Origin of the sequence: Compostibacter hankyongensis (assembly GCF_039541075.1) — a bacterium.
GTDB classification, from domain to species: domain Bacteria; phylum Bacteroidota; class Bacteroidia; order Chitinophagales; family Chitinophagaceae; genus Compostibacter; species Compostibacter hankyongensis.
Window position 1 is genome coordinate 371,239 of record NZ_BAABFN010000001.1, and the last position, 12,965, is coordinate 384,203.

Here is a 12,965-nt window from a genome sequence, read left to right on the forward strand (position 1 = left end):
AGGGCGCCGATCAGTATCGGCAAAGGCAAGACCGTCTCCGGTTATATATTTCTTAACCGGAGACCGGGAAGCGCCGGGAGGTTATTCCTGCTTCATTTCCTTCAGTTTCTTTTGCAGCGAGAACAGCTCGTCCCGTAAACGGGCCGCTTCGAGAAAATCCAGATCTTTCGCTGCCTTTTCCATTTTTTTTCTTGTGCGGGTCACCGCTTTTTCCACCTGCGGAATCGTTTCGTAGACAACTTCTTCTTCGGCTACCAGCACAGCAGCTTCCTCATGGATGGCATAGGGGGCGTTTTCATCGTAGTTTTTGATATCGAGCACCGCAGTTTGACCGAATATCTGTTGCTTGCTTTTTCGTATGGTCGATGGCGTTATCCCGTGCTCAATATTGTACTTCAGCTGTTTTTCCCTGCGGCGGTTGGTCTCATCGATCGTGCGTTGCATGCTCATCGTGATGCTGTCCGCATAAAAGATCACCAGCCCGTCCACGTTCCGCGCCGCGCGTCCCGCCGTCTGTGTAAGCGAGGTTTCGTTCCGGAGAAAGCCTTCTTTATCCGCATCCAGGATAGCCACCAGCGATACTTCCGGAAGATCCAGCCCTTCCCGCAGCAGGTTTACACCGACCAGCACGTCGATGTTGCCCAGCCGCAGCTCCCGGAGTATTTCCACCCGCTCCAGCGTATCCACCTCGCTGTGGATATACTTTGATTTGATATCGATCCGGTGCAGGTATTTGTCCAGCTCTTCGGCCATCCGCTTCGTGAGGGTGGTGACGAGTACCCGGTCGCCTTTCTTTATCCGCTTGTCTATCTCATCCAGCAGGTCGTCGATCTGGTTATGGCTGGGTCGTATCTCGATGGGAGGGTCCAGCAGACCGGTCGGACGGACCACCTGCTCCACCACCACTCCTTCCGTTTTTTCCAGCTCGTACCGGCTGGGCGTGGCGCTGACAAAGATCACCTGGTTCAGCTGCTGTTCGAATTCTGAAAAATTCAGCGGCCGGTTATCCAGCGCTGAGGGGAGGCGGAAACCGTATTCCACGAGATTGAGCTTCCGGGAGCGATCGCCCCCGTACATCCCGCTGACCTGGGGAATGGTGACATGACTTTCATCGATCACCGTAAGGAAATCCTTGGGGAAATAATCCAGCAGGCAGAACGGGCGTGTCCCGGGCTGGCGGCGGTCAAAAAACCGGGAATAGTTTTCGATGCCGCTGCAGTAGCCCAGCTCCCGGATCATTTCAATATCATAATTTACCTTTTCGCTCAGCCGCTGGGCTTCCACGGTTTTTCCCTGGGTCTGGTAATAGGTTACCTGTGCGGCCAGCTCGTCCTGTATTTCATAGATGATCTGCTGCAGCTGATCTTTCGGCGCAAGATAGAGGTTGGCCGGGAAGATGGCTGCCGTATCCATGCGACCGATGCGTTTTCCCGTTTCCGGATCAAAGCTTTCAATGGTTTCGATATCGTCTCCGAAGAAGGAAATGCGGTAGGCATAGTCCACATAGGGCAGGTTGATGTCCACCGTATCGCCCTTTACCCGGAAGCTGCCCCGGCTGAAGTCGACCGTGGTGCGGGAGTAGAGGGAGTTGACCAGCCCATGCAGAAAGGAATTGCGGGCGATGGTCTGTCCCTGGTGGATGCGGATAATGCCGTTTTCGTATTCCTGCGGATTCCCCATGCCATAGATGCAGCTTACGCTGGCCACCACGATAATGTCCCGGCGGCCCGAGAGCAGGCTGCTGGTAGCCCGAAGCCGTAATTTGTCCAGCTCGTCATTGATGGAGAGGTCCTTTTCGATATAAATACCCGATACGGGCATATAGGCCTCCGGCTGGTAATAGTCATAATAGGAAACAAAGTATTCCACGGCATTTTCCGGAAAGAACTGTCTGAACTCTCCATACAGCTGCGCGACCAGCGTCTTGTTGTGCGTAAGCACCAGCGTGGGCTTTTGCACGTTCTGGATGACGTTGGCCACGGTGTAGGTTTTTCCTGAGCCGGTAACGCCGAGCAGGGTCTGGAACTGTTCCCCGGATTCCAGTCCTTTGGTCAGCTGCCGGATGGCCTCCGGCTGGTCGCCGGCCGGCGGATAGGGTGCTGCTATTTTGAATGGCATAGGGTAAAGTTACGAAGAATCAAAACTATGGCTATCTTAGAGAAAGTTTAACCCTCTGGCCCCCTGAAGGGGGAATGAGGGTGAAAGGTTAACCGTTGGACCTTAGCCTACGGGATCAGAAACCGGAAACCACAAACCCCAAACCGGAAATAGGAAATCTCAAACCGGAAACCGTGAAAGACGCTGTCCATATGAAAATCGCTTGTTTTTTGCTGGCCGCCTGTACGGGCGCCTTTCTCTTCATCTGCGCTGGCAACCCGGCTGCCGCCTCTGCCCGGGATACGCATGGGAAAGCCCCCAGCAATGTCGGCATTGTATGCTGGCTGGAGACCTCCCTCAGGCGCGTCTTCCCCCAGTCGCCCTCCGGCACCCGGGAGCAGCTGGATCTGCTTACGGCCCGTAACAGACAGATATCCTTCCAGGTCTGCTTTCGTAACGAGGGTACCGATGCTGCCACGATCTCCTGCAGCCTGGACGGGGCGGAAGCCCTGAAGCCGGAGATCCGCCTGGTAGGCCTGGTGCCCATGCCGCATTTTAATACGGATATGCCCCAGGCGGAAGCCGACGGCGTCGGTATGCTGCCCGGCCTGGTGCCGGATCCCCTGTACCCGCAGACCAAGACCACGGCCGGTCCCTTTGCCAGCCGTTCGTTCTGGGTGACCCTCCATATCCCGGCGGACATTGCTCCCGGCGAGTATACCTACCGGGTGCGCATGTCCTGGGAGGAAAACAAAAAAAAGCAGGAGAAAATCCTTCCGGTGCGGGTAAAGATCAGCCCGCTGGTGATCCGCCCCCGGCATGACTTCCATGTCACCCACTGGATACGGGGCGAAGCCATCAGCCTCTATTACCATACCGATTTGTACAGCGAGCGCTGGTGGCAGCTGGCCCGCGCGCTCATGAAAGACCTTTATGACCATGGTACGGATGTGGCTTTTGTACAGCATTTCTTTGAGCTTCGCGCCGTGTTCAAACAGCCTTGCCAGCTGCTGATCGTGGATGAGCCCAGCCCCGGAAAATACCGGTTCGACTGGTCCCGGGTCAGGCGGTACGTCGACATGTGCAAGAAGATCGGGTTCAAAAAGTTCGAATGGGCGCATCTCTGGTTGTACTGGGGCGTGGAGAACGCCATGCATGTCTATGCGCAGAAGGACGGCAAGTATGTGATGCTGTGGGATGAAAACCTGTCCGCCACCTCGCCGGTCTACCTCAACTTCCTGAAGCAGTTCCTGCCTTCCTTCCACGATTTCCTGCAGCAGGAAGACATCCTGGAGGACTCTTATTTTCATTTGTCGGACGAGCCCGGGGGGCAGCACGTGGAGAACTATAAAAAGGCCCGGCAGATCCTGCATGAGCTGGCTCCCTGGATGAAGGTCATGGATGCCCTGAGCGATATCCGGTACGGGCGGGAGCACCTCACCGATATTCCCGTGCCGCTGATCGATGCAGCCGCGGCGTATACCCGCGAGCATATCCCGCACTGGGTCTACTTCTGCACCGGTCCCCGCGGTCCCTGGCTCAACCGGTTCTATGATACCCCGCTGTCCAAGATCCGCATGTCGGGCTGGCTTTTCTATCACCTGAAAGCACAGGGTTTTCTCCACTGGGGCTATAATTACTGGTACAAGCTGGACCGGGAAGAGACGGAAGATCCTTATCAGGAAGGTGCGGCAAGCTCCTGGCCGGGCATTGCCTACGGGGATCCGTTCGTGGTTTATCCCGGTCCGGACGGGCCGCTGAGCTCCGTCCGCTGGGAGGTATTTGCCGAATCGCTGCAGGACTACGCCCTGCTGCAAACGGCCGGCATCAGCCCGGACGACTCGTTGCTGTCCGGTCTGCACTCCTATGCCGATTTCCCCAAAAACGAGGCGTGGATACAGCATGCGCTGGAACAGATACTAAACCGTCCGGCCACAAAAAAATAAACCGATGCTGACTGCTTTTACCAATGCTGCTATCTTCACGGGCCGCGGGATTTCCCAGGGTCAGGCCTTGCTGATTGAAGACGGGCATATAAGGGCCCTTACGGAAATAGAATCGCTGCCCGCGGACACGGAGCTCATCGACTGTGGGGGGCATTACCTGGCGCCGGGGCTGCTGGATCTGCAGATCTACGGCGCGGGAGGACACCTTTTTTCCAACCATCCTACCCCGGAAGCGCTGGAGGCGGTTGCAGAAGCCATTGTCCTCACCGGCACCACAGGCTTTATGCTTACCCTGGCGACCAATCCCATGGAGATCGTTTACGAGGCCATACGGGTAGCCGGGGAGCATCCTCATCCCGCCCTGCTGGGTCTGCATCTGGAAGGCCCTTATATCAGTACGGCCAAGCGGGGAGCGCATCCCGAAGCCTATGTGCGCCGGCCGGAAAGAAAAGAGCTGGAGACGCTGCTGAAAGCCGGCAGGGGTATTGTAAAAATGATGACCATTGCCCCCGAATGCTGGGAACCTGAGCTGATCTCCCTGCTGACCGACTACGGGGTGGTCGTTTCTGCCGGGCACAGCAACGCCACCTTTGCGGAAGCCATGAAAGGGTATGCGGCGGGTATCCGGACCACTACCCACCTGTTCAATGCCATGTCTCCCTTTCATCACCGGGATACCGGGTTACCCGGCGCGGCCTTCCGCTCCGGCACGGCCTTCGCCAGCATCATCGCCGACGGCATACACGTGGATTACAACGCGCTGGCGGTCAGCAAAGCGCTGCTGCAGGACAGGCTATTTCTCATCACGGATGCGGTGGCAGAGACCCGGGAGGGTTTTTATATCCATGTGCGGCAAAAGGACCGGTATACCTTGCCGGACGGCACCCTTTCCGGGTCGGCCCTCACCCTGCTGCAGGCGGTCAGCAACTGCGTGGAACATGCCGGCATTGCCTTGCCGGAAGCGCTCAGAATGGCGACTGTTTATCCCGCTGCGGTAATCGGATCGGCAGACCGGGGCGCCCTTGAGCCCGGCTGCCGGGCGGATCTGATCCTGTTCGACCGGAACATGGCCCTCAGCGGGGTTTGCTTCGGCGGAGCGTTCCGCCGGTGCTGATACTTATCTGTCTCCGCCTGGCTGAATTTTTGCCGGATTCGCGGAGTTCTTCTATTTTTGTATTGATCATCCGATGTTAATAATTAAAGGAAGAAAAATGCAGACCGTAACCATAGATATATTGAATAATAAGGCTTTACAGCTTTTACGTGCCTTGGAAACCCTTAAGCTTATCTGCATGCGCAGGGGCAAGTCGCTACCTGCGGTCAATTGGGCGAAAAAATATAAAGGTGCCATGAAAAAACAGCCTTTGGCAGATATCGACCATCAATTAAAATCGCTACGTGGCCGTCTGCGCCATCATCAGTAAGCAGTGCTGTCTCTTTCTATCCGGAGACTTTCTTCGTGGATGGCGTTCATCAGGGTCTTTATGAATTCCGGGGAAAGCCCCGCCTTTTTTCCTTCCGCGATGCTCTGTTCCAACACCTCGTTGAACCGCGCTTTCTGCAACGGCGCAATATGTTTTTCCGCCTTGTAACGGCCGATCGCTCTTACGATATCCTCCCGCCGGCCAATGAGCTGTATCAGGGCATGATCCACAGAGTCTATCTGCATCCGGCTGCTTTCGAGAAAGTTGCCGTTATCCTTGTCTGCCCGAACGTCCTGTGCATGCAGGCTGCCCTGCAGCAGGCACAGGAGGATCAAGCCTGCGGCAGAATAATACCATTTTGTCTTCATCTGTTAATAATTGATTTTTCAATGGGTCGTCTCCCTGCTCAAAGCGGGGATATCCCGATGCCGGGCTCCCGGTTCAGCGTTATTTTTCCGTCAATCACCTGCATGCCTTTGTAGACGTCGTTGCTGATGAGCAGGTTCCCGTCCAGGTCCGCCCAATCCGTCATGGGGGAGAGCTGTGCGGCGGCCGAGACGGCGCAGGAGGTCTCGGTCATGCAGCCGATCATCACCTTCATGTCCAGCGCCCGGGCCAGCGTCAGCATCTTATGGGCCTCCCGCATGCCCGTACATTTCATCAGCTTGATGTTGATGCCGCTGTACACCTTATGGGCTTTCATGACATCGGGAAGACGCTGCACGGCTTCGTCGCCCATGGTAGGAAGGGGACTGTGTTCGGTAAGCCAGGCGTTGTCGTCCACCCGCTCCTTGGGCATGGGCTGCTCGATAAAGATGATGCCCTGCTCGTTGAGCCAGTGGGCCATGTCGAGGGCATACTGCCGGTCTTTCCAGCCCTGGTTGACATCCACGCAGATCGGCTTGTCGGTAAGCTTCCGGATGGTGGAGATGATCATCTTATCGGTGCCCAATCCCAACTTTACCTTCAGCACCTTGTAGGGCGCGGCTTCCTTCACCTTCTGTCGGATCACTTCCTCGGTATCGATCCCTATCGTATAGGAGGTACGGGGTGTTTTTGAAGGATCATAGCCCCAGATCCGATACCAGGGCTGCTGCATCAATTTACCGGTAAGATCGTACAGGGCGATGTCCACCGCAGCCTTGGCCGCCGGGTTGCCCGGCTCGATGCCGTCTACGTAATCCAGAATATCCTCCGTCTGGAAGGGATCGTCAAACTGCGAAAGGTCTACTTTGGACAGGAAGCGCAGTACCGTTTCATGGGATTCGCCGAGATAGGGCGGCATGGAGGCCTCCCCGTAGCCGGTGACGCCTTCAAATTCGATCTCGCTGAGCACCACGGGGGTGGTGGTCCGGGAATTGCTCGAAATGGTGAAAACATGTTTCAGCTGCAGGGTATAGGGTTTGTATCTGAGCTGAAGGCCCTTCCGGGCCGGCTTCCCGGTTTTCCCGGGCAGGGCAAGTTTGGGTGCAATGCTCATGGCGGTAGTGATTAATCCGGTATGCTTGATAAAATCTCTTCGGTTTGACACGGCGGAATATTTTAAAACATAGAGATTATTTTTGAGACGACTGGCCGGTATAAAAAAAGTTGTGTTCCACCCTGCTGATACCGGGACTGTCTGTGGCGCCCAGGATGCGGCGGGCACTGACCAGCCGCCGGCTCTGGAAATCGTCGTATCCTTCCGTCCCCGGCAGCATATTGTTGATCCTGACCCTTCCGGCCGCCTGGATAAAAACGCCGTCGCCCATGTAAATGGCCGTATGGGTAATGTGCGGCGGGCCGTTACGGTTATCCTTTGCCGGCGTAAAGAACAGCAGGTCGCCGGGACGGAGGTTCTGCAGGCACTTGCGGAGGCTGAGGGTATCGTTTTCCAGGATGTCCACGGGAACGCCTACACGCGCTTGCTGTGAGGCGTCTCTGGGCAGGATGATGCCGTTCAGGAAAAAGCTGGTTTTGGTGAACCCGCTGCAGTCCATTCCTTTTATGGACGTGCCGCCCCAGAGATAGGGAACGCCGGTCAGGGTCTTTGCCGTGCCAATGATCTGAGCCGCGTCGGGGTCGGGGCGGGCTATCCAGCGTTCGTAGGGCATGGCCTCCCGCACCGGCAGGTAAGCAATACGCCCGTCGGGATACCGGATGCGGAAAAAGCCCTTTTCGGTACCCAGCACCTCCAGGATGTCTCCCTGTACCAGGTCGGATACCCGCATGGCCGTATCGGAAGGTGCGGCAAAGGCATGACCGTATTCTTTGGTATACACTGTTTTGGGGGCTCGTACCCAGGCCCTGTACGCGGCTTCGTCCACCGGCACCACGGCCGCGTCGTCTGTCCAGGAGATATAGCGGTCCGGCGTCCGGACCAGGTAATAGCCTTTTTCTTTTTTCAGGATCCGTACCGGCGTGCCCAGCAGCATCTGGGTAACCATTTCGGAGGCGTTGGAAGGCAGCTTCCGGTTGTTGGCCACCGACAGGTTGACGATACCGTAGGTCTTTTTCCCGGTCCCGCTCCCGGGCAGCAGTCGATTGCGGACCGTGGTCCGGATGCCCGCGCTGTCCAGCGCCGACCGGAATGCCGCCAGCGCCCGGGGCAGGGTGCTTTCGGCCAGCAGCTGCAGGGAGTCTTCCCCTTCCGCCCATACCCGGAAAATATCGGTGCGGTCATCCGGCACAAACCGCTGATGAACGGCGGCGGCGATGTCCCGTACGGCATCGCTCATCCGCCCGTCGTCCGTCTGGGCATAGACCGGGCCGCATCCGAAGAACAGCCCGGCTATCGCCAGACTTGTTTTCACCCCCTTTCTCATAGTCTACAAAGCTACAGTAATTGTGAAATTGAAGGGTTTCCGTCCTCCTGTTCCCGGGCGGTTTTATTTTTTTATCTTTGTGCCCCTTAAAACCAAAAACTGTATGCAATATCGTGAAATCGTATCTGTAACGGGCCTGGGTGGGCTGTACCAGCTGTTGTCCAGCAAGCCGGAGGGCGCCATCATACGCTCCCTGGAAGACCAGTCTACCCGCTTTGCCGCTGCCCGCCAGTATAATTTCACCCCGCTGGAAAGCATCGAGGTATTCACCTCGGGGGAGAATGTGAACCTGTCTGATATCTTCAAAGCCATGCAGGCGGCGGAGGCTGAGCATCCGCCCGTGGACGCCAAGGCCGACGGTCCGGCTATCCGGGATTATTTCAAGACCGTTTATCCGGAGCTGGACGAAGAGCGCGTATACATGAGCGATATGAAGAAGATGCTGAAATGGTATACCCTGCTCAAAGTTAGGGACCTGCTGCATTTCGAGGAAGCAAAGACGGAAGAGAAAGCCCCGGCGGCGGAAGCGGCCGAAGCAACGGAAACGCAGGAAGAAGCGCCCGCGGCGGAACCGGCGAAAAAGCCCGCCAGGAAAACCGCCAAGCCGGCGGCAAAGAAGGCAGCCGAGGCGGACGCTCCCGCGAAGAAAGCAGGCACAAGGAAGAAAAAGGAAGCATAGCTCAAACCGGTAATTATGATACAGGCCAACGCAGACATACAGCCGCTGCCCCGGCATTTTCTCCCGGCGGATTTCCGGGTGACGACCTGGGAGGCGCTGCAACCCTATTTTGAATCGCTTCAGCAGCGGGAGATCGGCAGCCCCGAAGCCCTGCAGCAGTGGCTGAGGGACTGTAGCGAGCTGGATGCGGTGGTCGGGGAAGACGCTGCCTGGCGGCAGATCCGGATGACCTGCGATACCACGGACAAATCGTACGAGGAAGCCTTTGTGTATTTCTGCATGGAAATACAGCCCAAGCTGCAGCCCTATGTGCATGCGCTGAATGAAAAGTTGCTGGCATCGCCGGGGCTGGACGGGCTGAAGGACGAAAAGTATTTTACCTATCTCCGCGGCGTGCGCAGCGCTGTAGAGCTGTACCGCGAAGAAAATATTCCCCTGCAGGCCGAGCTGAACGTGCAGCAGCAGCAATACGGGCAGATCACGGGGGCGATGACCATCACGGTCAATGATAAAGAGTATACCCTGCAGCAGGCAGCCAAGTTCCTGGAAAATACCGACCGCGCCCTGCGGGAAGAAGTGTTCCGGAAAACGGCGGATCGCCGGCTGAAAGACCGGGAGCGGCTGGATGAGCTGTATACCGCCCTGGTACGGAAACGCGACCAGGTCGGCCGCAATGCCGGCTTTGACGGTTACCGCGATTATAAGTTCCGGGCGCTGGGGCGGTTCGACTATACGCCGGAGGACTGTTTCCGGTTTCACGAAGCCATCCGGCAGCATGTGCTGCCCCTGGTGGAAAAGGTGCTGCTGCGGCAAAAGGAAAAGCTGCAGCTGGATGTATTACGGCCCTGGGATACGGCCGCCGAGCCCGCCGGTATAAAGCCCCTGGAGCCTTTTAAGACCGGCGCGGAGCTGCTGTCGAAGGCCGAAAGCTGTTTTACCGCGCTGCGGCCCTTCTTCGGCGACTGTCTCCGGGTGATGCAGCAGCGTCAGCGTCTGGACCTCGAAAGCCGTAAGGGCAAAGCGCCGGGAGGCTACAATTGTCCGTTGGCCGAAAGCGGGGTGCCCTTTATCTTTATGAACGCCGCCGGGCAGATGAGGGACGTGACCACCATCCTGCATGAAGGCGGGCATGCGGTGCATGCTTTTCTGAGCCATGACCTGGAGCTGAGCGCTTTTAAGGAATATCCCATGGAAATGGCCGAGGTGGCCAGCATGAGCATGGAGCTGCTGACGATGGATCACTGGAATGTATTTTTTGAAGACGGGGAAGACCTGCGCCGTGCCAAGCTGCAGCAGCTGGAACAGGTGCTGACCGTTTTCCCCTGGATCGCTACGATCGATAAATTCCAGCACTGGGTGTATGCGCATCCCCAGCATACTACGGAAGAGCGCACTGCTGCCTGGAACCGTATCCAGGAGGAATTTTCCACCGGACAGGTGGACTGGAGCGGCCTGGAAGACTTCCGTGCGGCCAGCTGGCAGAAGCAGCTGCACCTGTACGAAGTGCCTTTTTATTATATCGAATACGGTATTGCGCAGCTGGGCGCCATCGCCATGTGGAAACAGTACCGTGAAAAAGGAGAGCAGGCGCTGGACAATTATATGAAGGCGCTCAGCCTGGGATATACGAAACCGTTAAAGGAGCTGTACGCGGCTGCCGGTATCCGGTTCGACTTTTCGCCTGCCTATGTAAAGGAGCTGGCGGATTTTGTACAGGAAGAGCTGGAAAAACTGTTGTAAAGCCCGGTCTGCCGGGGGCTCCCGTTCAGTCTTTCTTCTCCTCCTGCAGCAGGGCGCGGATATCATCGCTGAGCTGGCTGACCTGCTCCTGCTTGAGCCCGTCATAGAAGCCGCGGATGCGGCGGTCCTGGTCCACCAGGGCAAAAAACTGGGTGTGGACAAACTGCTCCGTGGCTCCGGCGGAGTCGGCCGCGCTGAGAAGAAACTGATTTACCGCTACCTTGAACAAGGCGTTTCTGTCGCCCGTGAGGAACAGCCACACCCGGGGATCCGCTCCCCATTGTTCCCCGTATTTGGCAAGCACCGGCACGCTGTCGTGTGCAGGGTCCACCGTAAACGATAAGATCTGGAAGCCCGGCGTGTGCTTGAACTTTTCGTAGACCTGGTCCATGTTCCGGTTCATCTTGGGACAGATGCCTGTGCAGGTGGTAAAAAAATATTCCACCACGCTTACCTTTCCATCGAGCTTTTTCTCGGTGATGCTGTCTCCTTCCTGGTTGACGAAGGTGAATGCGCCCACTTTGTGACCCGGATTACCCAGGACCGGGAGCGACTTTTTGGCGTAGTCGGTGCCCCTGAATAAAAAGAGGAAGAATGCGCCGGCCAGCACCACAAAGAAGACGATCAGTATCGTTATTTTACGATTCATGTGCGGGAATGATTTTCCGCAGGCAAAGGTAAGTTATTCGGACGGACCGCTCATTGTTTCCCGGCGAGCCCGATCTTTATGCCCAGCTGTATGCTGGGCAGCCAGCTGGTGGTGTGGTCGTTGTCGTTCTGGACCTTGCCGGTAGCGCTGTTTGTCTTGTAGTTATCAAAAGAGTAGGTTTTGGCTTTTACGCCGAGACCGAAATACTTGTCGATGATCCATCGTCCGTTGCGGTGTTGCCGTCCGACCAGCAGCTGCAATCCCCAGATCCTTTTGTTGCCGTTTTCGGGATATTTTTCTTCGTCGATGGTTTTATGGTCGGTGGGATACCAGACCTGCTTGAACAGCAGCAGGGGTTCGAAATAGGTACCGCGGGCCCTCAGGTTGTCAAAATCAGGGGCGATGATATAGTAGCGAAAGCCGATCCGGCCGGCTACTCCTTTGGCCTGCAGGTATTGCCGCGTGCTGAGGTTGGGCTTGATCTGGCCGAAGTCGAACTGGTTGAGCAGGCGGTCCCAGTAATCGGTATAGATGCCTCCGGCCCCGATCTCGAGGCTGGTGGAAGGGCTCAGCTCCTGTTCGAGGTAGAGGTCCAGCTCATTGATGAGCGTGGTGGGGTTCAGCTTAAAATAAGTATGACGCTTCGCGGACTGGGCATGTACGGCGTTGGTCGCCAGAAGCGACCCGAGGCAGGCAAACAGTAGATAGCGGCGCATGGTTTAACGGACGCCGTTAAGTTACGAAAATCCCGGTAATCCGGCCGGTCAAATCGTTATTATATCCATTTGCATGTAAAATCCTCCTATTGTTCATTTTCCGGAATCTCAAACCTCAAACCAGAAACGCGGAGCGTTCACGGAGACCGCTAAAAAACTTTGCGAGCGACGTAAACTTCAAACCCTTAGCAGTTCCTCCACCACCTGTGGCAGCCAGGTATGCTCCAGCTTGTGGATCCGCCCGGCCAGCAGCTCCGGGGTATCCCCGGGCAGCACGGGACAGGTTTTCTGCAGGATGATCTCCCCGTCGTCATATTGGTCATTTACATAATGGATGGTGATGCCGCTTTCGGTGTCTCCCGCCGCGATAACGGCCGTATGCACCCGCTCGCCGTACATGCCCTTCCCGCCGTATTTGGGCAGCAGGGCGGGATGCAGGTTGATCATCTTTCCCGCGAAGGCGCGCACCAGGTTATCGGGGATCTTCCACAGAAAGCCCGCCAGCACCACCAGATCCGCCGGCATCTCCTGCAGCAGCTTTACATAACGGTCCGTGTGATAGAAATCGTGACGGTCCAGCAGCGCGACAGGAATGCCCTCCCGCCGGGCGGTTTCCAGCACGCCCGCCTGGGGGTTGTTGCAAAGCAGCAGCTTTACCCGGGCCAATTCCGATTCCCTGAAACGGTCGATGATCTTCGCGGCGTTGCTGCCGGTACCGGAGGCAAAAATGACGATGTGCTTCATGCCGGGCAAAGATGATAAAAAAATTTCAGGCCGCTCATTTTTTCCGGCGGAAGCCCATACAAATCAATAAAATGTCCGGTTTAAAGTGATATGAAAAAAAATAATTAAATAAGGTCAAAAACGGCTGAAATCCTTTGCCCGCAAGGGGGAGAATTTTTAAAAATTG

At 56.5% G+C, this 12,965-nt stretch carries 12 protein-coding genes; 5 read left to right on the plus strand and 7 right to left on the minus strand.

Annotation, left to right across the window (positions count from 1 at the left end):
- Window positions 1–81 precede the first annotated feature (81 nt).
- Window positions 82–2,118 carry an excinuclease ABC subunit UvrB gene (uvrB, locus tag ABD851_RS01485; protein WP_344974201.1) on the minus strand — a complete coding sequence of 679 codons (2,037 nt, stop codon included), beginning with the start codon at window positions 2,116–2,118 and terminating at the stop codon, window positions 82–84.
- A gap of 191 nt (window positions 2,119–2,309) precedes the next feature.
- Between uvrB and ABD851_RS01490 the strand changes: the two genes are divergently transcribed.
- The 3 genes from ABD851_RS01490 (at window position 2,310) to ABD851_RS01500 (ending at window position 5,467) form a co-directional block, all read left to right on the plus strand.
- Window positions 2,310–4,043, plus strand: coding sequence for a DUF4091 domain-containing protein (locus tag ABD851_RS01490; RefSeq protein ID WP_344974204.1), 1,734 nt, complete (start codon window positions 2,310–2,312; stop codon window positions 4,041–4,043).
- 4 nt (window positions 4,044–4,047) lie between these two features.
- On the plus strand, window positions 4,048–5,157 hold the full coding sequence (nagA, locus tag ABD851_RS01495) for an N-acetylglucosamine-6-phosphate deacetylase (protein WP_344974206.1): 1,110 nt from the start codon (window positions 4,048–4,050) through the stop codon (window positions 5,155–5,157).
- Window positions 5,158–5,254: 97 nt separating this feature from the next.
- On the plus strand, window positions 5,255–5,467 hold the full coding sequence (locus tag ABD851_RS01500) for a hypothetical protein (protein WP_344974209.1): 213 nt from the start codon (window positions 5,255–5,257) through the stop codon (window positions 5,465–5,467).
- Here ABD851_RS01500 and ABD851_RS01505 read toward each other — a convergent pair.
- From ABD851_RS01505 to ABD851_RS01515, 3 genes are read right to left on the minus strand one after another with little or no spacing between them, the layout of a single operon-like run.
- Window positions 5,461–5,835, minus strand: a complete 375-nt coding sequence (locus tag ABD851_RS01505) for a chorismate mutase (protein ID WP_344974211.1) — start codon at window positions 5,833–5,835, stop codon at window positions 5,461–5,463. The genes ABD851_RS01500 and ABD851_RS01505 overlap by 7 nt on opposite strands.
- 38 nt (window positions 5,836–5,873) lie before the next feature.
- On the minus strand, window positions 5,874–6,998 hold the full coding sequence (locus ABD851_RS01510) for a dipeptide epimerase (RefSeq protein ID WP_344974214.1): 1,125 nt from the start codon (window positions 6,996–6,998) through the stop codon (window positions 5,874–5,876).
- A gap of 25 nt (window positions 6,999–7,023) precedes the next feature.
- Complete coding sequence (locus tag ABD851_RS01515) at window positions 7,024–8,271, minus strand: C40 family peptidase (protein ID WP_344974217.1); 1,248 nt, start codon at window positions 8,269–8,271, stop codon at window positions 7,024–7,026.
- 103 nt (window positions 8,272–8,374) lie between these two features.
- On the opposite strand from ABD851_RS01515, the gene ABD851_RS01520 reads away from it, so the two are divergent.
- Window positions 8,375–8,950, plus strand: a complete 576-nt coding sequence (locus ABD851_RS01520; protein ID WP_344974220.1) for a DUF5606 family protein — start codon at window positions 8,375–8,377, stop codon at window positions 8,948–8,950.
- Between the two features lie 15 nt (window positions 8,951–8,965).
- On the plus strand, window positions 8,966–10,690 hold the full coding sequence (locus tag ABD851_RS01525) for a M3 family oligoendopeptidase (protein ID WP_344974223.1): 1,725 nt from the start codon (window positions 8,966–8,968) through the stop codon (window positions 10,688–10,690).
- Window positions 10,691–10,715: 25 nt separating this feature from the next.
- On the opposite strand, the gene ABD851_RS01530 is transcribed toward ABD851_RS01525, so the two are convergent.
- The 3 genes from ABD851_RS01530 to purN all read right to left on the minus strand — a co-directional run bounded on the left by ABD851_RS01530 (window position 10,716) and on the right by purN (window position 12,799).
- On the minus strand, window positions 10,716–11,339 hold the full coding sequence (locus ABD851_RS01530) for an SCO family protein (protein ID WP_344974226.1): 624 nt from the start codon (window positions 11,337–11,339) through the stop codon (window positions 10,716–10,718).
- Window positions 11,340–11,389: 50 nt separating this feature from the next.
- A complete protein-coding gene (locus ABD851_RS01535; RefSeq protein ID WP_344974229.1) occupies window positions 11,390–12,055 on the minus strand; it encodes a hypothetical protein in 666 nt (221 codons plus the stop codon).
- A gap of 177 nt (window positions 12,056–12,232) precedes the next feature.
- Window positions 12,233–12,799, minus strand: a complete 567-nt coding sequence (gene purN / locus ABD851_RS01540; RefSeq protein ID WP_344974232.1) for a phosphoribosylglycinamide formyltransferase — start codon at window positions 12,797–12,799, stop codon at window positions 12,233–12,235.
- Window positions 12,800–12,965 lie beyond the last annotated feature (166 nt).